Source organism: Enterococcus montenegrensis, from assembly GCF_029983095.1.
Taxonomy (GTDB): domain Bacteria; phylum Bacillota; class Bacilli; order Lactobacillales; family Enterococcaceae; genus Enterococcus_C; species Enterococcus_C montenegrensis.
Genome location: NZ_CP120467.1, coordinates 221540 through 241200 on the forward strand (window position 1 = coordinate 221540; position 19661 = coordinate 241200).

At 38.3% G+C, this 19661-nt stretch carries 21 protein-coding genes; 15 read left to right on the forward strand and 6 right to left on the reverse strand.

The window, feature by feature from the left end:
• The first annotated feature begins 72 nt into the window (after positions 1–72).
• From P3T75_RS00980 to P3T75_RS01010, 7 genes are all read left to right on the forward strand, one after another.
• Positions 73–942, forward strand: coding sequence for an N-acetylneuraminate lyase (locus tag P3T75_RS00980; RefSeq protein WP_230711111.1), 870 nt, complete (start codon positions 73–75; stop codon positions 940–942).
• Positions 943–963: 21 nt separating this feature from the next.
• On the forward strand, positions 964–1656 hold the full coding sequence (locus tag P3T75_RS00985) for an N-acetylmannosamine-6-phosphate 2-epimerase (RefSeq protein WP_230711110.1): 693 nt from the start codon (positions 964–966) through the stop codon (positions 1654–1656).
• A gap of 116 nt (positions 1657–1772) precedes the next feature.
• Positions 1773–2630 (forward strand): carbohydrate ABC transporter permease, encoded by an 858-nt coding sequence (locus tag P3T75_RS00990; RefSeq protein WP_230711203.1) that lies wholly within the window; start codon positions 1773–1775, stop codon positions 2628–2630.
• A gap of 12 nt (positions 2631–2642) precedes the next feature.
• Positions 2643–3479, forward strand: a complete 837-nt coding sequence (locus tag P3T75_RS00995) for a carbohydrate ABC transporter permease (protein WP_230711109.1) — start codon at positions 2643–2645, stop codon at positions 3477–3479.
• A 29-nt stretch (positions 3480–3508) separates the two neighbouring features.
• A complete protein-coding gene (locus P3T75_RS01000; protein WP_282461988.1) occupies positions 3509–4849 on the forward strand; it encodes an ABC transporter substrate-binding protein in 1341 nt (446 codons plus the stop codon).
• 66 nt (positions 4850–4915) lie between these two features.
• Positions 4916–5797: an ROK family protein gene (locus P3T75_RS01005; RefSeq protein WP_230711107.1), complete on the forward strand. Its 882-nt coding sequence runs from the start codon at positions 4916–4918 to the stop codon at positions 5795–5797.
• A 36-nt stretch (positions 5798–5833) separates the two neighbouring features.
• A complete protein-coding gene (locus P3T75_RS01010) occupies positions 5834–6682 on the forward strand; it encodes a MurR/RpiR family transcriptional regulator (protein ID WP_230711106.1) in 849 nt (282 codons plus the stop codon).
• A gap of 50 nt (positions 6683–6732) precedes the next feature.
• On the opposite strand, the gene P3T75_RS01015 is transcribed toward P3T75_RS01010, so the two are convergent.
• Positions 6733–7563 carry a LysR family transcriptional regulator gene (locus P3T75_RS01015; protein ID WP_282461989.1) on the reverse strand — a complete coding sequence of 277 codons (831 nt, stop codon included), beginning with the start codon at positions 7561–7563 and terminating at the stop codon, positions 6733–6735.
• Between the two features lie 164 nt (positions 7564–7727).
• On the opposite strand from P3T75_RS01015, the gene P3T75_RS01020 reads away from it, so the two are divergent.
• Both P3T75_RS01020 and P3T75_RS01025 read left to right on the forward strand, forming a co-directional pair.
• Positions 7728–8282, forward strand: a complete 555-nt coding sequence (locus P3T75_RS01020; protein ID WP_206903300.1) for a chromate transporter — start codon at positions 7728–7730, stop codon at positions 8280–8282.
• On the forward strand, positions 8283–8837 hold the full coding sequence (locus P3T75_RS01025; RefSeq protein WP_230711104.1) for a chromate transporter: 555 nt from the start codon (positions 8283–8285) through the stop codon (positions 8835–8837). It begins immediately after the preceding gene.
• 146 nt (positions 8838–8983) lie between these two features.
• On the opposite strand, the gene P3T75_RS01030 is transcribed toward P3T75_RS01025, so the two are convergent.
• The 3 genes from P3T75_RS01030 to rsxC are packed head-to-tail and all read right to left on the reverse strand — an operon-like array spanning position 8984 to position 11888.
• Entirely contained in the window at positions 8984–9559 is a 576-nt protein-coding gene (locus tag P3T75_RS01030; protein WP_282461990.1) for a hypothetical protein, read from the reverse strand.
• 12 nt (positions 9560–9571) lie between these two features.
• Complete coding sequence (locus P3T75_RS01035) at positions 9572–10573, reverse strand: RnfABCDGE type electron transport complex subunit D (protein WP_282461991.1); 1002 nt, start codon at positions 10571–10573, stop codon at positions 9572–9574.
• Positions 10560–11888, reverse strand: a complete 1329-nt coding sequence (rsxC, locus tag P3T75_RS01040) for an electron transport complex subunit RsxC (RefSeq protein ID WP_282461992.1) — start codon at positions 11886–11888, stop codon at positions 10560–10562. The genes P3T75_RS01035 and rsxC overlap by 14 nt, the downstream gene beginning before the upstream one ends.
• 316 nt (positions 11889–12204) lie before the next feature.
• Between rsxC and P3T75_RS01045 the strand changes: the two genes are divergently transcribed.
• On the forward strand, positions 12205–13668 hold the full coding sequence (locus P3T75_RS01045; protein ID WP_282461993.1) for an aldehyde dehydrogenase family protein: 1464 nt from the start codon (positions 12205–12207) through the stop codon (positions 13666–13668).
• A 99-nt stretch (positions 13669–13767) separates the two neighbouring features.
• On the opposite strand, the gene P3T75_RS01050 is transcribed toward P3T75_RS01045, so the two are convergent.
• Entirely contained in the window at positions 13768–14661 is an 894-nt protein-coding gene (locus P3T75_RS01050) for a diacylglycerol/lipid kinase family protein (RefSeq protein WP_282461994.1), read from the reverse strand.
• A gap of 515 nt (positions 14662–15176) precedes the next feature.
• Here P3T75_RS01050 and P3T75_RS01055 point away from each other — a divergent pair.
• The 5 genes from P3T75_RS01055 to P3T75_RS01075 all read left to right on the forward strand — a co-directional run bounded on the left by P3T75_RS01055 (position 15177) and on the right by P3T75_RS01075 (position 18340).
• Complete coding sequence (locus P3T75_RS01055) at positions 15177–15644, forward strand: TspO/MBR family protein (RefSeq protein WP_282461995.1); 468 nt, start codon at positions 15177–15179, stop codon at positions 15642–15644.
• 187 nt (positions 15645–15831) lie between these two features.
• Positions 15832–16146 carry a rhodanese-like domain-containing protein gene (locus tag P3T75_RS01060; RefSeq protein ID WP_282461996.1) on the forward strand — a complete coding sequence of 105 codons (315 nt, stop codon included), beginning with the start codon at positions 15832–15834 and terminating at the stop codon, positions 16144–16146.
• Positions 16146–17798, forward strand: a complete 1653-nt coding sequence (locus tag P3T75_RS01065; RefSeq protein ID WP_282461997.1) for an FAD-dependent oxidoreductase — start codon at positions 16146–16148, stop codon at positions 17796–17798. Before P3T75_RS01060 ends, P3T75_RS01065 begins: the two co-directional genes overlap by 1 nt.
• The gene (locus P3T75_RS01070) at positions 17791–18093 is read left to right on the forward strand and encodes a rhodanese-like domain-containing protein (RefSeq protein ID WP_282461998.1); all 303 of its coding nucleotides are present in this window, start codon (positions 17791–17793) and stop codon (positions 18091–18093) included. Before P3T75_RS01065 ends, P3T75_RS01070 begins: the two co-directional genes overlap by 8 nt.
• Positions 18080–18340, forward strand: coding sequence for a metal-sensitive transcriptional regulator (locus P3T75_RS01075; RefSeq protein WP_206903312.1), 261 nt, complete (start codon positions 18080–18082; stop codon positions 18338–18340). The genes P3T75_RS01070 and P3T75_RS01075 overlap by 14 nt, the downstream gene beginning before the upstream one ends.
• A 188-nt stretch (positions 18341–18528) precedes the next feature.
• On the opposite strand, the gene P3T75_RS01080 is transcribed toward P3T75_RS01075, so the two are convergent.
• On the reverse strand, positions 18529–19551 hold the full coding sequence (locus P3T75_RS01080; protein WP_206903313.1) for an LLM class flavin-dependent oxidoreductase: 1023 nt from the start codon (positions 19549–19551) through the stop codon (positions 18529–18531).
• Positions 19552–19661: the final 110 nt, after the last annotated feature.

Consider the following 19661-nt stretch of genomic DNA (forward strand, 5'->3'; position numbering starts at 1 on the left):
TTCATCAAAAAATAATACAAGAAAATAATTATCGTGATATATTGAATTTATCAAATAAATGGAGGCGCTATCATGGCACAATTAATAACAGCATTATTGGTACCTTTTGATGCAGAAGGTAAATTAATGGAAGACAGCTTAAGACAAGTAGTTGAGTACAATATCACTGAAAATAAAGTAGATGGACTATATGTTGGTGGCAGCACTGGAGAAAATTTCATGTTGGATATCACAACTAAAAAAAACATCTTCAAAATTGTAAAGGAAGTTGCTGCAGACAGAATTGAATTGATCGCTCAAGTTGGGTCGCTAAATATTTATGAGGCAAAAGAGCTAGCTGCTTATGTTGTCAATGAATTAGGTTATCGAAAAATTTCTTCAGTGACACCTTTTTACTATAAATTTGATTTTGAAGAAATTAAAAATTACTACTTTGAAATTGTAAGAGACGTTGAGGCTGAACTAATTGTTTATTCTATTCCAGCACTGACAGGAGTTAATTTCAGTGAAGATCAATTTGGTGAGCTTTTTGAAAATCCAAAGATTACAGGAGTGAAATACACAGCAGGGGATTTTTACTTAATGGAACGTTTGCGTAGCCGCTTCCCAGATAAGTTGATGTATTCAGGTTTTGATGAAATGCTTTTACCAGCAGCAGCTGTAGGAATTGATGGTGCAATTGGATCCACATTTAATGTAAATGCCAAACGTGCACGTCAGATTTTGGAGGCTGTCGAACAAAATGATTTTGCAACAGCGCGTAAAGTACAAGCGGAAACAAACGATTTAATTCAAAAAATATTAGATAACGGATTGTACAATACACTGAAATTAATGCTAACTGAAAAAGGTGTTGAGATGGGCTATTGTCATTTACCAATGAAACGCTATACAGAAGCCCAAGTTGAGGTGGCTAAAGAACTTGTGAAAGACTATATGTAATTTGTTTTGGGGGAATAAGCAATGAAGAATGATTTTCTATCTGAAGTTAAAGGCAATTTAATTGTATCTTGTCAGGCTTTACCAGAGGAACCGCTCCATAGTCCGTTTATTATGAGTCGTATGGCAAAAGCGGCGTTAGAATCGGGGGCAAAAGCAATTCGAGCGAATACAATTGCCGACATTCAATGTATTAAAGATGCTAATGAAACATCTGTAATTGGCATTATCAAAAAAGAGTACGGTGACAATCCTGTGTTCATTTCGCCGACTTTAAGGGAAGTTCGTGCTCTTTGCAGTATTGGCTGTGAAGTTGTAGCAATGGATGGTACATTGCGAACACGACCAAATGATGAAAAATTAGCAGATATCGTAGCGACAATTAAGGAAGAGTATCCTGCAATCTTATTGATGGCGGATTGTTCAAATTTAGAGGATGCCAAGTATTGCCAAGAGTTGGACTTTGATATTATTGCTACTACGCTTCATGGTTATACAGCAGAAACGAAGGGACAAGATATCGCTGATAACGATTTTGCTTTGATAGATGAGATGACAAAAGTGATTCATAAACCGATTATCGTGGAAGGTAACATTGATACACCACAAAAATTGGCGGCAGTTATGAAAAAAGGCGTCTGGTCGGTTGTAGTAGGTAGTGCGATTACCCGGCCACAGCTGATTACAAAAAAATTTGTTACTGCACTTGAAAGTTAAATTTAGAATTCGACGTATTTTACGCCGAATTCTAGTTGAAAGGGGATAAGAAATTGGAAAAAGCACAACGCTTAGATGTCGGAAAAAAAACGAAGACAAAGAAAAAGTTTCGCGGTATTGATAATCCATATTCCGGCTATGCCTTTATTGCACCGCAAATTCTATTGATGTTGATTTTTATTGTGTATCCAGTTTTAAAAGGCTTTAAAATGAGTCTCTATGAAGTATATGGTATGGATAAATATTTTGTCGGTTTGCAAAACTTCATTGATTTGTTTCAAGATCCAATCTTTGTGAAGTCGATTTTTAATACGATTTTCTTTGTCGTTGCGATTGTCGTGGCTACAATTGTTTTTGCTTTATTTGTAGCGACCACGGTTTACGATAAGAATCCTAAATACGTATCATTTATTCGAGGGAGTTATTATTTACCAGTAATTGTTTCAATGGTGGTTATGAGTATTATTTGGAATTTCTTGCTTAATCCTTCCAATGGTCTGATTAGTTATGCCTTAAACAATATCGGTATCGAAAATGTTAACTTACTAGGAGATAGCCGAACAGTAATGCCGGTAATTATTTTTGTTACCTTTGTGGGAAATGTAGGTCAAGCTATTATTTTGTATATTGCTGCTATGATTGGACTACCAGCAGATTTATTTGAAGCTGCACAGTTGGACGGTGCTACTAGATGGCAAAGAATTCGTCATATTTTAGTACCTTTAATGCGGCCAACAACTATTTACTTAACAATAATCAATATTATTGCAGTGTTGAAGATTTTCGTCGTTATTCAATTATTAACTGGAGGTGGACCTAATAATGCTTCTGTGACAATGATGTATTACTTGTACCAAAACGCCTTCATTTACAACAATACCGGTGCAGCTTCAGCAATTGGTGTTTTAATGTTTATTATCGCAATGCTGTTTAGTTTACCGCAGTTAAAGACATTTCTAAAATCAGAAAAATAAGGAGGTCATCTCGTGTTAGCCAAATTAAAACGAATGGAAAAATTTGATCTAATTACCAATATTATCGTTTTTTTCCTAGCGCTATGCTTCTTGCTGCCACTTTTTTGGTTGTTAACCAATACCTTTAAAACTTCGCCAGAAATATATAAAATGCCACCGGACATATTACCTAAAAAGTGGTTTACCGGCAACTTAACCGAATTATTTCAAGGTCAACCGGCTTTTCAATGGATTTGGAATAGTTTTATTGTCTCATTTCTAACAAGTTTATTCAGTGTATTAATTTCTGCTTTAGCAGCTTATGGTTTTGCAAAATTACATTTTAAAGGTCGGACAGTACTTTTTATTATGGTAATTGCTTCAATCATGGTGCCTAAAGAAACATTTATTGTTCCATTGTTTGATGTGATTATTGGCTTAAACTGGATTGATACCTATCAGTCGATGATCGTGCCCAACTTAGCGACTGGTTTTGGTACGTTTATGTTATATTCCTTTTTTAAAGATATCCCGGAATCTTTACGAGAATCTGCTAAATTAGATGGGGCTAACGAATGGACAATTTTCAGTAAACTTATGCTCCCCATTGTAAAACCGGGAATTGGTGCACTTTTTATTTTGAATTTTGTTACGGCATGGAATGACTATTTATGGCAATTACTGATGGCTCGCAGCAAAGAAATGAAAACGCTAACGATTGGTGTAGCCAGTTTACAGCAAGATATTAACCCTAATATTGGACTTCGAGTAGCAGGGGCTGCAGTAGCAGCTTTACCAATGCTTATTATCTTTATCTTATTTCAACGATACTTTACGAAAGGAGCCACTGCAGGCGCGGTTAAAGAGTAACAGTGCTTGTGACGGAGAAGATTATTATCATGAAAAAAATGTTTTTAAGCTTGATAGCAGGAATCGCTCTTTTTAGTATGGCTGGTTGTAGTTCCGCTAATGCCAAAGCGCAAAATGAAATTGATGTGTGGTTAACACCGCAGTGGAAAGGTACTTATAGCGCAGATGAAAAAAATGCGGATTACGATAGTTTCTTGAAGACAGCTGCCAAGATGTATGAAAAGTCACATCCTAATGTCAAAATCAACGTCCAAGTAGTACCTGGGGATGATCGGGATAGCAAAATGAGTGTGGCTACGCAAACAAATACGTTGCCAGATGTCTTTTTTGACTCTACCTTTGTGTTATCCACTTTTGCACATCAAGGTCTATTGGAACCTTTTAACGCTGTAATTGATAAAAATAATGAAGCTGATATTTCTGATGCGATTTGGAATAATGTTCAAATTGACGGGAAAACATATTTTTATCCGTTTGCTCAAAATCCTGGCACATTAGCTTATAATGCAGACATGTTTAAAGCTGCTGGTTTAGAAAAGTATATTGGTGGTGAACATGAAATTGCAACATGGACAACCGATGAGTTCTATCAAATTTTGACAAAATTGAAAGAAATCAATAGTAAAGTTGCCCCATTGGGATTCTTTTGTAAGAATAATCAAGGAGATACATGGAATATGATGTATCTACGAATGTTTGGCAATCAATTCTTTGATGAAAAAGGTGAGCTGGTTGTAAATGAGGAGTCCGGTGTAAAAGCGCTAAGCTTTTTAGAGAAACTAAAAGAAGAAAAATTAATTGCGGCTGGCCCAGAGTCTCTAGTAAGTAATGATGTAAATGCGATGTTCCAAAATCAGCAAGTGGCCGTCAGTTTTACTAACGCAATGTTATTTAATGGGATGTTAGGTGCGATGAAGGATAGTACGGTAGAAAGGTTTGATACTAGACTGGCCAATGTGCCAGGAAAGAGTACGCCGGTTTCATTTACCTACGTACTTGGTTCAGGTGTCTTTAATACAAATGGAGAAAAACGAAAGGAATTGGCACAGGATTTTGTTAAGTTCTATTCAGAAAATAAAGAATTGGTAGAAGCAAGTACCAATTTCTTGCCAGTCCGTAATAGTGTCGCGGATGAACATAAAAAGGATTTACCTTATCTAGATGCATACTTAGCAAACGATAAGTATGTAGTGAATTTTTCTAATAATAGTCCAGGCTATGCTGAAATCCGCAATGCTTTATATCCAGAATTGCAAGCAGTAATGACTGGTGACAAAACACCACAGGTTGCTCTAGATAATTTTGTGAAAACAGGCAATAAAGTTATTGATCGCGGTTTACGGCGATCAAAAGCACTGGAAAATAAATAATTTATAAGCCGGTAAGTCTACTGACTTACCGGCTTATATTACTTTTTTATGAAAGGAATTTTCTAAATGACAAATTATTTCTGTATCGATATCGGAGGTACGAGTATTAAAAGCGGTGTCTATAATGAAAAAGGAGAGGCAATTTTCTTAAATAAAGCAACGCCTTGTCAAAATACTGAATCAAAAAATATGATTTTGGACACCGTTCTTGACTTAACAGAACGTATATCAGTAGAATATAGCATAGCCGGTGTGGCAATTTCCAGTTCTGGTGTGATTGATCCTGATAAAGGCGAAGTGGCATATGCTGGTTATACTATTCCAAATTTTCAAGGAACAAACTTCAAAAGGGCAATTAAAGATAAATTTAATTTACCTTGTGAAGTTGAAAACGATGTTAATTGTGTCTTGTTAGCTGAGGCGTGGCAAGGACAATTATTGGAACAAAAAAACATTGTTTGCTTAGCAGTCGGAACTGGTGTAGGCGGTGCTGTTTATCAAAATGGTGAGCTTGTGCGAGGAACGAGTTTTTGTGCCGGAGAAGTTGGCTATTTAAATGTGGATGGCCATAAATTTCAAGATTTAGCCTCAACAAATGCTTTAACTAAGCGAGCGCAACAAGTTCTAACAGAAGAATTGAATGGACATCAAATTATGGCGTTAGCAAAATCAGGAAATGAACAAATCTTGCAAGTTTTAGATGATTGGTTAGAGGATTTGGCGAAAGGTATTAGTACCATCATGTATCTGCTTAATCCCGAACAGATTATTTTAGGCGGAGGAATTATGGAACAGATAGACTTTATCCAACCGCGTCTAGAAGCGAAAATTACTGAACAGTTAATTTCGCCAATTTTTGGGGAAAGTCTGTTGTATTTTGCTAAACTAGGGAATAAAGCCGGAATGGTAGGCGCATTGTATCACTTTTTAGCAAGACAAATTAACTAGATGGTTTACTGACAACTAGAAAAGGGGGCCGGTAGCATGGATATCTTACAAACGATTCAACAAAAATATAATGAATTATCCGATAAAGAAAAGGCTATTGCCAATTATGTTTTACAAAATGATAGTAGTCTACAAAATATGAATATTACGAGTCTTTCCCAAGTAACTGGTGCCTCAACTTCAACAATTACACGTTTTTGTCGTAAAATGGGGGCAGTTTCTTATGTCGATATGAAAATGAAAATCAACTCCATTTCCAATCAATTTGAAGTGAAACAAGATGACTATTTTGATCAGATTTATTATTACTATAATAAAATTATCGATCGAACTAACAAAAGTCTTGATAAAAAATTGATTTATGAAGCAATTAAGAAAATTAAAACAGCAAAGCGAATTTATATTTATGGATTAGGGAGTTCCGGTTTTACTGCAGAGGAATTGAATCTACGGTTTTTAAAAATGGGAATGACCGCTCGTTGTTTAACAAATACTCATTTAATGTTAATTGGGAGTCGATCATTGACGGAAGATGATCTAGTTATTGCAATTTCTTCATCAGGCGCTACAGATGAAATTGTAGAGACTTTAGATATTTGTAAAGAACAAGGTGCTGGAATTATTTCCATTACTTCTTTTGCAGATAGTTATATTTCTGAAATCAGTGATATTTCACTCGTCGTTTTTAGCAGTAATTTTGCTGATGAGAAGAAATTCGTGAACACGCAATTTGCTATTATCTATTTACTGGACATCATTACAACAATTTTGATGAGTGGTGAAGAAGAGTATGAAAGAAATTATGAAGAAGTAGATGAGATGATGACAAAACGCAACCGTCATGATAAACACAATATTACTTCTAAAAGTCATTCTATTAAATAAATAAGCGAGAGAATCAGACTAGATTCTCTCGTTTATTTTTATGCTCATCCTCACAATAACTCCCACAATTTTTCTAACGCAGGCAGATAATTATCACTAGCAGGGCGTAACGCCGTAATTTCATTATGGAGTTTTATTTTAGAGACGGAGATTTCTACCAGTTCCTTTTTTTCTAGTTGGTTAGCCACTAAAGAGTATGGCAATAAGCTAATGCCCATTTTCTTCTTGCTGGCGGCAATTAAGCTAGCCGAGTCAGTACTTTCCCACAGAGGATAGCACCGTAGTCCTTTTAGCGTTAGGAAGGCTTCGAAGGTTTCTCTTACAGCTGAGCCGCGCTCTCTTAGCAGCAAGGGCTGATTTAAAAGTTCCGGCAAAGTCAGCTTGCCAGTTGCCGTGGGTAAAAAATTTGGTGCCGCCACAAAAACGAGGGGGTAGTTCGCAATTACTTTTTGCTGATACTTTTCACTGGGAACCCACCCTTCTAAAATGGCTAAATCGACTTTTCCTGCCGCTAATTTCTTAAAGCAATCATCAGCAGGAGAAATATGCACAGTGATTTTTTGCTGCGGTAGTTGTTTTTTGAACTGCTGCAATACTTCAGGCAAGGTGATTTCACCATATGTAATGCAGGAAGCCAGCCGCAAAGGTGCGCTTTGTTCCAAATTTTGTAGTTGTATTTCGACTTGCTGAAATTTTTCGACCAACGGCGTAACAGCAGTCAGTAGCGTATTACCGGCCGCGGTCAGTTCGATTTTACGATGGAGGCGTTCAAATAAAGGGATGCCTGCTTCTGCCTCTAAATCTTTCATGGTATGGGAAATGGCAGATTGGGTCATAAAAAGTTTTGTAGCCGCCCGGGTAAAACTTTTTTCTTTTGCCACAGTATAAAAAATTAAACATTGACGATATTGCATCAAATTCACCTCATTTTGCATGAATTTTACTCATGTTATTATGCAAATAATAGCATTTCACACATGTGAAAACAAACCCTATACTTAAATAATGATAGGTAAAAATGACTGAAATTTTATGAGGTGAAAAAATGGAGAAGTTGAAATTTTACGCATGGATCTGCCGCGTTAATTTATACATTAGCGCCTTTACCTTTGGTGGCGGTTATGTTGTGGTACCCATGATTCGTAAATTTTATGTAGATGAAAAAAAATATTTTTCCCAAGACGACTTGATGGAAATGGCGGCGATTGCTCAATCTTCACCAGGTGCAATTGCGATTAATTTAAGTGTGTTAGCAGGAAAAAAAGCAGGCGGCTATGCAGGAGCGATTTTAAGTGCTGTTTGTGGCATTATTCCTCCTATTGTGATTCTCGCAGTGATTTCCAGTTTTTATGTTGCCTTCAGTCAAAATCTAATGGTAATGGCCGTCTTGCGGGGAATGCAAGCTTGTGTGGCCGCGATGATCGTGGATTTGCTCATTGATATGGTGCAGTTAATTGTGCAGGAAAAACAGCTACTACTAACCATATTAATTCCTTTTAGTTTTATCGCCAATGCCTTTTTTCAAGTCAATGTCTTAGTGATTTTAGGCATTACGGCGGTCTTGTGTTTCGCAACAGTCTACAAAAAGGGGGAGTTTTAAATGTTGGAACTTTTTTGGCGCTTTTTAACCATTGGCTTTTTAAGCATCGGTGGTGGTTATGCGATTATTCCGTTAATCCAAGAACAAATTGTGACTGAACTTCATTGGCTGTCAGAAAAAGTTTTTACCGATATTATTACGATCTCGCAAATGACGCCAGGACCTTTGGCTGTGAATACTTCAACATTTGTGGGCATGCAGCTCTTTGGTATCCCAGGGGCTGTCGTGGCCACGGTCGGCTGTATTGCCGGCGGAGTGGTTATTTCCTTAGCCTTGGCAGCCTTTTTTCAAAAAAAGCGAAAATCAAAACCTGTTCAAAGCTTACTTGCTGGTTTAAAGGCAGCTTCGGTTGGATTAATCATGTCAGCGGGGTTAACGATTTTATTGCTAACACTTTTTAATAATAGTGATTTGGCGCGTTTTAATTGGGCCAAATTGGATTGGATTGCCTTAATCTTAATGGCAATTTCACTTTTTATTATGCGAAAAACTAAAATCAACCCCATCGTACTAATGATCGCTGCCGGCATCATCGGCGGCCTTGTTTATAAGTAGAAAAGTTTTACAGAGTCGCACAACTCCCAAGTGGTAAGGGCTCATTTTAATAAATTGCACCTCAAATTTTTTTAAATTAGAGCTTAATGCCGTAGGGAGTTCGTGCGGCTTTTCTTATATTTGGTAGTCTACCTGCAGTGAAACGATTAAAACAATTCACCAAAGAAAACGCCTTTGAAAAAGGAAAGACTCAAAAAGATCAGCATTAAAACGGTAAACTGAATCGGCACACCTTGTAAAAGTCGTGGAATGGGTGCAATTTTAAGCCGCTCTAAAATACCCGCAGAAAACATACTGACAACTAAAAAGAACAATAAGCTAAGTAAGTAGGTGTACCAAAAATCAGAAGAGCGGTCTATTTGATCTACAGGTACGAGCGCCAAATTTAAAATCAGCGGTAAAATCACAAGACAAGATTGTAACGTAGTACCTAATTTTTTCTTTGTAAACATGAGGATAACACCACTTATTAAAAAGCTCATCAAACCGACTAAAAACGGGAGCATCACTACTTCATTACTGCCATTTATTCCGACTAAGTGGTAGTAGAGCCAAAATAAACTAGCGCCGCCCAAAGCAGCAATTACAATTAAACAGGTGAGTTGAATTTGTTTTAAAAACGGAGTAGTTTCTTTTTTACCGACTTTTGCTGGGGTTTGATTAACGACAAGTTGAAGTACTAAAATAACGAAAAAACAGGTTAAACGCAAAGGTAAAGTCATTGCTTTTGCCTCCTATCTTCTTAATTTTAACCCAAAAGGCATTCCAGTTTGTTCGCCTAAAACTCGGCGACGCAATAAGCGGTCAATAAGTGGTGTAGCACAATTCATAGTTAAAATTGCATAGCTGACTCCTTCGCTTGTCGCACCCCAAAAACGAAAGACAATAATCAAACAACCAATGCCAAAAGCATAGAGGCATTCGCCAAATTTTAAAGCAGGACTAGAAGCGTAATCGGTAGCCATAAAAATGGCACCTAATAATAATCCGCCGCCAAACAGGTGCCCGGTCACTGTTTGCCACGGTGCCAAACTACCGTCGCCAGCAAAAAGCCAAGCGCCGATAGCAACAGTGATTAAAATAATGAGGGGAATGTGGAGTTGAATAATTTTTTTACGCCATAAAACCAAGCCCGCCACTAAAATCAGCAGACTACTGGTTTCGCCAATTCTTCCGCCAGTCACCCCTAAGAAATTTTGCCACAATTGGGCTGGACTTAATGTTTCTGTTTTCATCTGTGCTAGTGGTGTCGCTTTGGTAAGAACATCTGGAGAGAAATTGGCAAATGGTGGGTTGGGCCAGCTGATTTTAAACATATCTTGGAAAAATAAGCCGACTAATAGTGCACGACCGCCCAATGCAGGATTTAAAAAATTATAGCCTAAGCCACCAAAAAACTCTTTTACAACAATAATGGCAAAAACAGCGCCAATCACAGGGAAATACCAAGGGGCAGAAGGGGGCAAGTTCATGGTCATTAATACAGCTGTCACAATAGCGCTCAAATCCCAAGTTAAATCTTTTTTCAAAAATTTAAACCAGATGATCTCACACAATTGGGCCGTAACAATTGCGATTAAAAACAACAGATAAATGCGCCAACCAAAGAAATAACCAGCAGTAAGCACAATTGGCAGTAAAGTAATTAAGACCCATTTCATAATTTCTCTGGTGGTGGTATCTCCGTGTAAATGAGGGGAGTCGGCCATCTTTAACGAAATTTTATTTGTTGGCATCTGCTAGCGCCTCCTTTTCTTGCTTAATTTCACCACTAGCCTGCGTAATATTGGCTGCTAAATTGCGTCTAGCCGGACAAACATACGTACAACAACCACAGTTAATACAAGCTGTGGCCAATAATTGATCACAGGTAAATAAATCGCCACTTCGATAAGCTAGATCAATATTTTGCGGTTCTAAGTGAACAGGACAAACCTCTACGCAACGATTGCAACGAATGCACGGGGATTCAGGGTATTTACCATCGTGAGCTTCGTTAAAAACAATGATGCCGTTACTACCTTTTGTTAAAGGGAGCGCTAAATCTGTGACGCTTTTTCCCATCATGGGTCCACCGTGAATAACGCGAGAAGGTGTTCCGATAAAACCGCCACAATAGTCAATTAAGTCTTTCACTTGTGTACCAAGTGGGAAACAAATTACTTGTGGCATTTTAACATCGCCGCAAATAGTAACGTAACGATGGGTCAAGGCTTTTCTTTCATCGACACTTTCTGAAATCGCAAAAGCCGTGGCCACGTTAATCGTAAAGGCACCCGTTTCAACCGAACGACCATCAAGAGGAGACTCAGCAGCGATTAAAGTTTCCAAGAGCTGTCCCTCACCGCCTTGAGGATATTTCACTGGCAGCGGGATGACGTGGCAATTGGGGATTTTTACAGCAGCTTTTTTCATCGCTGTAATAGCTTTTGGTTTATCTTTTTCGATGCCGACTAAAATCGTTTTAGCACCTAAAATTTCTCTGGCAATTTCACCGCCGCGCAAAATTTTTCGGCTTTCTTTTTGCATTAAAAAATCGTCAGACGCGATAAACGGTTCACATTCAGCGCCATTCAAAATGATCGTTTGGACATCGATATGACTAGCGGGATTTAATTTGACGTGAGTTGGAAATGTTGCCCCACCAAGACCGACAATACCGGCTGCCCGGACCGCTTTTTCAAAAGAAAAATCAGGAGAAATTAAACTTTCGGCAGTATTTTTAGACGGATCTCGTTTGATTACTACGGCTGTTTGTGTTTTGCCACCAAGTGCAGGTACTTCGCAAACAGCGATGACTTTTCCAGTAACAGAAGTATGGACATGACCACTAATATCGGCAGAACTTTTGGCGATAATCTCTCCTTTTGTGACAAAGTCGCCGACCTTTTTGATTAATTTATTGGGAGATCCGATATGTTGATCAAAGGGGATAACGACTTTTTCAGGCTCAAAGTAGGCGACGTTGTTTTGCTTTACTTGAAATAATTCTTTTAATTTATTCGTACTGGCGTCAAAAAAGAAACCACCAGAAAATTGCTTTATTTTCATGCTTGTCCCTCCTTTTGAAAACGCTATATATTTATCGTAACATAAGGAAAAAAATCACAAAAGAAATATGGGAAAAACCAAAATGGTGAAAAAAGCGCAAAGCCGCCTTAATAAAATCTTAAAAAATAAAAAAGTACTGCTGAAATTCGGGTAGGGCAAGTTTTAGATAAAAGTTATTTCAACTAAAAAAAGAAAGCGGATACATATTGTTTGAAGTGTGTTTCCTTTATTCTTTATACTGAAATTAGCGAGGTAAATGTAAAGTGTTACGATTTACCTGACCTTAAGTAAAACAAGTTAAATAGGAGGAGATTCGGTGAAAAAACCTGCAGAATTACTGGATGACAAGTATTTGTTGTACATTGATGGAAATTGGACCCAAGGTGTTAAAGGAGAAACGTTAACTTCTAAAAACCCCAGTGATGGTACTACTTTAGCAACTTTTATTAGCGCAGAAGAAGAAGATGTGGATAATGCGGTAAAAGCTGCAACAGCAGCATTTGCTACTTGGAGTGTGACCAGTGTTGAAGAACGTAGTAAAATTTTGCTAGAAATTGCAGACGTCTTGGAAGCAAATGCAGAAAAATTGGCGTGGATTGAAACTTACGATAACGGGAAACCATTGCGGGAAACTAAAAATGCGGATATTCCGTTGGTTGTCGATCATTTCCGTTATTTTGCCGCACTTGTTCGTTCAGAAGAAGGTACGATCAAAGAGCTAGATGAGCATACACTGACGATGGTTTTAAAAGAACCAATTGGCGTTGTCGGACAAATCGTGCCTTGGAATTTCCCTTTATTAATGGCAGCGTGGAAAATTGCGCCGGCATTGGCTGCAGGAAATACAATTGTCATTCATCCTTCGTCGTCGACACCCCTTAGCTTATTAGAAGCAACAAAATTAATAGGGCCACTGTTGCCAAAAGGGGTATTAAATGTGATTACAGGCAAAGGTTCAGAGTCAGGGAATTATATGTTGACTCATCCTGGTTTTGCCAAAATTGCTTTTACGGGTTCGACTGAAGTAGGCTATCAGGTCGCAAAAGGAGCTGCTAAAAATTTAATTCCAGCTACGCTTGAATTAGGTGGAAAATCAGCCCATATCATTTTCAGTGATGCGAATCAAAAAAGGGCTTTAGAGTTTGCTAAAAAAGGTATTTTAACCAATCAAGGCCAAGTTTGTTCTGCTGGGAGCCGTTTATTAGTACAAGCCGATATTTACGATGATTTCATCGCTAAGTTAGCAGAAAGCTTTGAAGCAGTAAAAGTGGGCTTGCCTTGGCAAGAAGATACGGTGATGGGATCACAAATTAATGAAGGACAAGTCGAAACGATTTTAGATTATATTGACATTGGCCAAAAAGAAGGGGCTCGCGTCGTCACAGGTGGAGATCGTTATACGGATGGTCCTTTGTCTCAGGGGGCATTTGTTAAACCAACAATTTTAGCCGATGTTACAAATGATATGCGCGTCGCCCAAGAAGAAATTTTTGGTCCGGTAATTGTAGTGATTAAATTTGAAACGGAAAAAGAAGCCATTGCGATTGCGAATGATTCAGATTACGGATTAGCTGGGGGCGTCTTTACTGAAAACATCAACAAAGCTTTCCGTGTAGCGCGAGCTGTTCGCACAGGTACGATGTGGGTCAATACCTATGGAGAACTGCCGGCAGGTACTCCTTTTGGCGGTTATAAAAAATCGGGGATTGGACGAGAAACCTATAAAACAATTCTCGATGCCTACTCTCAAACCAAAAATATTTATATGCATATTGAATAAGTTAGATTTTTAGTTGATAGTGTGAAAAAACGACCTGCTTTCTATTAAAGAAAGCAGGTCGTTTTTGCCTGTTTTGATTTTTAGCGTAAACTTTTTTGACTAATCTTTTTTTCCAGCTGTGTAAATTGGCAAAAAGCCGTCTAAAAATTCGATTGTTAAAGGTAAGGCCGGTCCCTTATCGCCGTCGATACGACTATAAATGGACTTTTGTTCCAAAGATTTGACAGTAATTTTTTTTGGTTTCAAATAAGTTAAAGTATTATTTTCTTTTTGACGCAAGTTACCAGTCAGTACAAAAAATAGCAACTGAAATAATTTTCCTAGACGCATATTGTGCAAGATACTAACATGAAACGCGTGGGGACTGGAAGCAACGTAATCGATACCTCCAACTAAGTGCGTGGTGGTGAGTAAGAAAATCCAGACTTTCATTTTTTTATCGAAATTTTCGGCTTGAATGTGAACATGATAAGAAGCTTTTTGACTAATCTGCTTTAGACCTTTTAAAGGATAAATCAGTAAGCCAAATTTTCGCTTTTCACTTTGACGAACTTGGTTGGAGATATCTGCTAACGTACCGAAAGTCAAGGAGCTAACGATCGCTTTTTGACCGTCTTGGCAAGAACCGATCCCGACATGTTGTAGCTTTTGCGCTAAAATTAAAGAAATTGCCTGATCCAAATCTGTAGGGATTTCCCAACGAGTAGCAAAATTATTGACTGTCCCACCGGGAATAATCCCCAGCGGAATCGTTTTGTTTGCTTGTAAGAAAGCCGTGGCTACTAGGTTTAACGTTCCGTCACCACCAATTGAAATCAGCGCATCGTAATCTGTTAACGAGTTGCGAATTTTTTTGACGGCTTCTTCTGGATTGGGTGCAGTCAAAGCTTCAGATGTATGACCTGCTTTCTTTAATTTTGTGGCAATTTTTTTTGCGGTTGCTTCATTATCGCCACGTCCTGCAGTTGGATTATAAAAAATAGCATAATGCATTGCTACCACCTCTTCTTAAGAGTAACACTTTTTAGCTGGAAATAAGGAATAAAAGCGCCTAAATTTACTTTTTAATCAGCTGATTAAAATTCTAAAGTATTGAAGCCAGCACGCCTATTGGCGAGTTTCTTTCACTTCATTTTTATTTGGGGCGACAAAATCGCATAGGCGTGCTACCGCCAATTCTTTTGTATCTAAGCATTCCACGATGGCCACATTCTGATATTCCTTCACAAAAATAACTTCATGGACACCTTCTAAACCGACTATTTTAGCTTGGCATGTTTTTTTTCATTCATGTTTGTCATTAGGCAACAGTCCTTCATTTTTAGGTAGAATAACCCATTTAGATAAAATAATCGAATGATTCGTCTTATAAGTGGCAAAATTACGAATTATTTATTTGAAATTTGAGCAGATTGATTTTTTGTCGTGGAAAAAAAGCGTATGATGAATAAAAGTAGCTATTTTAAAGTTAGCTTTTGACTATAAAAAGGAGGCAAGAAAGCGAGAAGATGAAGAGAATTGGACAGTGGTTGTTGTGTGTAATCGGCGTTGAAGCCGTTGGGATTTTATCAGGATTGCTAGCGGGGGACATTGCGGCTACCTATGCAAAATTGGACACACCGCCGTTTTCACCACCGGGAAATATTATTGGAATTATTTGGACAGTTTTGTATGGCCTAATTGGAACGGCGCTATTTTTCATTTTAGAGGCGAAGACAAGTAAGAAAGTGAAAAATCACGCCTTATTTTTATTTTTCCTACAGCTACTATTAAACTTTATTTGGAGTATTGTGTTCTTTGGCGCAACGAATTTTTGGGTGGGCGTAGTCATTGTTTTATTGCTATTAGCAGTAGTTTTGGCTTGCCTCATTTACTTTTATACAATTCAAAAGCTGGCGACATTTTTATTTACCCCTTATTTTATCTGGTGTGTGTATGCCGCATACTTGGCTATCGGCTTGGCTATCAAAAATTAAAAAAATGAGGAGAAAACTACTGGATTTAGCAGTAGTTTTTTTTGTCCGTAAACTTTCAGTATACCTACTATGGGTATACTGGAATTTCGTTGGAGTGTTATTTTCCTAAGAAAATCTGGCACTTGGTTTGACAAAGAGCCTTTTCTACTATTAAATATACCTATTAGGGTATGTAAGGAGCGAAGCGATGTTTTCTTTTTTTTCAAAGATAAAAAATATTACAACAATGGAATTAGCAACAAAATTAGCCGATAACATTGTATTGTTAGATGTTCGGACGCCGTCTGAATACCGGCAGGGGCATATTGCAAAAGCAAAAAATGTTCCGCTAAATAAAATTACGGCCTACAAAGAAAAAACAGACCAAAGAATTTACGTGATCTGCCAGTCGGGCATGCGTAGTAAACAAGCAGCAAAACAATTAAAACAAAAAGGCTATGACGTAATCAATGTTAAAGGCGGCATGAATCAGTGGTCTGGTAAAGTTAGAGGAGGAAAATAATGAAGGTAATTATTGTAGGGGGAGTTGCTGGTGGTATGTCAGCAGCAACAAGACTTCGCCGCTTGGATGAAACAGCAGAAATTATTATTTTGGAAAAAGGCCCCTTTGTGTCTTTTGCCAACTGTGGCCTGCCCTATTATGTTTCAGGTGAAATAACAGAAAAAGAGGCGTTGCTTGTGCAAACGCCCGAAAGTCTGAAAGCCCGCTTTAATCTGGATGTTCGCCCATTTAATGAAGCAATAGCAGTCGATGCCGTAAAAAAAGAAGTAACAATTCAAAATCAAAATGAAATCTATCGTGAAAATTATGACGTTTTAGTTTTATCGCCGGGGGCAAAACCCTTTATCCCACCAATTACAGGACTAAAGGAGGCAAAAAATACATTCACACTCCGCAATGTACCAGATTTGGACAAAATTATGCAGGCGTTAACACCTGAAGTAAAACGGGCAACGGTTATTGGTGCGGGTTTTATCGGTTTGGAGATGGCGGAAAATCTACAAAAAGCCGGATTAGCAGTGACAATTGTGGAAAAGGCACCACATGTTTTGCCACCATTCGATCAAGAGATGGCAAGTTTTATTCAAAAAGAATTGGTGGAAAATGGGGTTAAAGTGATTACAGGTCAATCAGCAGTAGCATTCCAACAAGCCGGAGAAAAAATTATTCTTGAAGATGGCAGTAGTTTGACAACTGACATCACAATTTTATCTGTGGGGGTTCAACCAGATACGACGCTGGCTAAAGAAGCCGGCATTCAATTAGGTATGAAAGGCGGCATTATTGTTGATGAAAATTATCAAACGAATTTAGCGGGAATTTTTGCAGTGGGAGACGCCGTTGTGACAAAACAACAAATCACCCACGCAGATACGTTAATTTCGTTGGCCTCACCGGCTAATCGGCAAGGGCGCCAAGTTGCCGATGTAATTTTTGGTTTGCCTCGCAAAAATAAAGGAAGTATTGGAACCGCAATTGTCCGCGTCTTTCATTTAAGTGCGGCAGCAACTGGACTTAGTGAAACAGGCGCCCTACAAGCAGGATTAGATTATGAGGTTATTCATATTAGCGGGAAAGATCATGCCGGCTATTATCCTGATGCGACTGAATTAACTTTGAAATTAATTTTTAATCCTAAAACGGGCGCTATTTACGGGGCTCAAGGTGTGGGAGCCAAAGGTGTCGACAAACGCATCGATATTTTGGCGACGGCAATTAAAGGCGGGCAGACTATTTTTGACTTACCAGAATTAGAGTTCACCTATGCGCCACCTTTTGGCTCGGCCAAAGATCCAGTCAACATGTTGGGTTATAGCGCTTTGAACATCGTAGAAGGCTTCAGTCAAAATATTCAATGGCATGAACTTACTGAGGAAATGAAAAAAGGCAAGCTATTATTAGATGTCCGGAATAAAGCAGAATTAACTAAAAATGGAAAGTTTTCACAAGCTGTGAATATTCCTTTAGATACATTACGGGATAATTTAGCACAACTGGATAAAGAAAAAGCCTACATTGTAACGTGTCACAGTGGGTTACGCAGCTATATCGCCGAGCGAATTTTAAAGCAAAATGGCTTTGATGTGGTAAATTTAGATGGCGCTTTTGCTTTGTATAAAATGGTCAAACCAGAGGAGATTGAATATGAATAAAACAATTACAAATGATGAATTTGCTAAATTATGGCAAGATGTAGCCCTTGTGGATGTGCGAGAAGACGATGAATTTGTTGCCGGACATATTCCTGGCGCCCAAAATATTCCGTTAAGCCAATTAGAAAGCCGCTTTAAAGAATTAGACAAAGACACCCATTATTATGTTATCTGTCATTCTGGCAGACGTTCGGGACTAGCATGCGATTTTTTAAGTCAAAAAGGCTATCATGTGACGAATGTTTTAGGCGGAATGGTGGAATGGAGAGGGGAAATAACCGATGGCCACATGTGATAAAAACATATTAAATCGTTTAAAGCGCACGGAAGGTCAAATTCGCGGCATTCAAAAGATGATTGAAGATGAAAAAGAATGTGTGGATGTGATTACCCAATTAAGTGCTGTCCGTTCTAGTATTGACCGCGTCATGGGCATTATCGTGGCAGAAAACCTAAAAAATTGTTTGGAAAACCCAACAACGAATGCAACAATTCAGCAACAAAAAATTGATCAGGCCATTCAAATGATTATTAAAAAATAGAAAAAAGGGACGAACCTACCGCTGTATGAAGATTGCCTTCAATAAATACAGCTTGTAGGTTCGTCGCTTTTTAAATGAGCTTTTAGAAATACTAGGTCCCACTAGGCCTGACTATAAAAGTACGAAGAAAACCTTTCGAGTGGTCTAGTTTTTAAAACTTTCCGAGCGTTCTAGTTTTAAATCTTTTCTTAACGCCAGCCTAATTCTGGGGCCACATCTTTAATGATTGTTTCCAAAATATGCATGTTATATTCAACGCCTAGCGTATTTGGAATTGTGATTAGGACAGTATCGGCTTCTTTGATTGCTTCGTCTTCAGCTAATTCTTTTACTAATTTGTCTGGTTCACCAGCAAATGTCCGACCAAAAATGGTTGGATTGCGGTGGTAAGCCAAATAGCCAACGGAGTCTTGTTGCGGTTGTCCGTCTTGGCCGAATAATTGACGATCCAAGTCCGTTGTAATTGGTTGGATTGAGCGAGTAACGAGGGTACGTGGTTCAAAATCGTGACCAGCTTCTTTCCAAGCTTGTTTAAATGCACGTAATTGATTAGCTTGTTGTACATGGAAAGGCTCGTTACTTTCATAATTTACCAAAGTAGAAGATTGCAAGTTCATTCCGTGTTTCGCTGCCCAAATCGCAGTTTCTTTTGAACCAGCACCCCACCAAATACGTTGACGCAAACCTTCTGAATAAGGTTCAATCCGCAATTTACCAGGTCCTTGTGGGAACATCGGTTGAGGATTTGGTTCGGCAAAATAATTGCCCTCTAATAAATCAAGAAATTCTAATGTCCGTTCCCGCGTAATTTCTTTAATTTCATCTTCGCTATAGTCATAGCCAAAATATTTCCAACCATCTAAAACTTGTTCTGGTGAACCACGGCCCACGCCAAGTTGCACGCGTCCTTGGGTAATAATATCTGTTAAGCCAGCATTTTCAGCCATCATATACGGATTTTCATACCGCATATCAATTAGACCGGTTCCAATTTCAATCTTGCTTGTTTTAGCACCAATTGCTGAAAGAAGTGGAAATGGTGAACCAATTTGAGGTGCAAAGTGATGAACGCGATAGTATGCACCGTCAATGCCGATTTTTTCGGCTTCAACAGCTAATTCAATCGATTGCAAATAAGCATCTTTAGCGGTCTTAACCAATGACCCCCGGTCCATCCAATGACCAAAACTCAAAAAACCAATTTTTTTCATGATGGATATCCTCCTTTATTTCTTTTATCAGCATAACCTTGCTGATAAATTACCATGAGTTTACTACGATTTTTTTTAAAAGACGAATAATTGTGCCGGAAAGAAAAATA

What these genes read in the sequence shown, in the direction of transcription:
- P3T75_RS01055 (WP_282461995.1), top strand. Translation starts at nt 15,177, where the DNA reads ATGAAGAGAATTGGACAGTGGTTGTTGTGTGTAATCGGCGTTGAAGCC.
- P3T75_RS01065 (WP_282461997.1), top strand. Translation starts at nt 16,146, where the DNA reads ATGAAGGTAATTATTGTAGGGGGAGTTGCTGGTGGTATGTCAGCAGCA.
- P3T75_RS01000 (WP_282461988.1), top strand. Translation starts at nt 3,509, where the DNA reads ATGAAAAAAATGTTTTTAAGCTTGATAGCAGGAATCGCTCTTTTTAGT.
- P3T75_RS01005 (WP_230711107.1), top strand. Translation starts at nt 4,916, where the DNA reads ATGACAAATTATTTCTGTATCGATATCGGAGGTACGAGTATTAAAAGC.
- P3T75_RS01060 (WP_282461996.1), top strand. Translation starts at nt 15,832, where the DNA reads ATGTTTTCTTTTTTTTCAAAGATAAAAAATATTACAACAATGGAATTA.
- P3T75_RS01030 (WP_282461990.1), bottom strand. Translation starts at nt 9,559, where the DNA reads ATGACTTTACCTTTGCGTTTAACCTGTTTTTTCGTTATTTTAGTACTT.
- P3T75_RS01025 (WP_230711104.1), top strand. Translation starts at nt 8,283, where the DNA reads ATGTTGGAACTTTTTTGGCGCTTTTTAACCATTGGCTTTTTAAGCATC.
- P3T75_RS01035 (WP_282461991.1), bottom strand. Translation starts at nt 10,573, where the DNA reads ATGCCAACAAATAAAATTTCGTTAAAGATGGCCGACTCCCCTCATTTA.
- P3T75_RS01080 (WP_206903313.1), bottom strand. Translation starts at nt 19,551, where the DNA reads ATGAAAAAAATTGGTTTTTTGAGTTTTGGTCATTGGATGGACCGGGGG.
- P3T75_RS00985 (WP_230711110.1), top strand. Translation starts at nt 964, where the DNA reads ATGAAGAATGATTTTCTATCTGAAGTTAAAGGCAATTTAATTGTATCT.
- P3T75_RS00980 (WP_230711111.1), top strand. Translation starts at nt 73, where the DNA reads ATGGCACAATTAATAACAGCATTATTGGTACCTTTTGATGCAGAAGGT.
- P3T75_RS01075 (WP_206903312.1), top strand. Translation starts at nt 18,080, where the DNA reads ATGGCCACATGTGATAAAAACATATTAAATCGTTTAAAGCGCACGGAA.
- rsxC (WP_282461992.1), bottom strand. Translation starts at nt 11,888, where the DNA reads ATGAAAATAAAGCAATTTTCTGGTGGTTTCTTTTTTGACGCCAGTACG.
- P3T75_RS01020 (WP_206903300.1), top strand. Translation starts at nt 7,728, where the DNA reads ATGGAGAAGTTGAAATTTTACGCATGGATCTGCCGCGTTAATTTATAC.
- P3T75_RS01070 (WP_282461998.1), top strand. Translation starts at nt 17,791, where the DNA reads ATGAATAAAACAATTACAAATGATGAATTTGCTAAATTATGGCAAGAT.
- P3T75_RS01010 (WP_230711106.1), top strand. Translation starts at nt 5,834, where the DNA reads ATGGATATCTTACAAACGATTCAACAAAAATATAATGAATTATCCGAT.
- P3T75_RS01050 (WP_282461994.1), bottom strand. Translation starts at nt 14,661, where the DNA reads ATGCATTATGCTATTTTTTATAATCCAACTGCAGGACGTGGCGATAAT.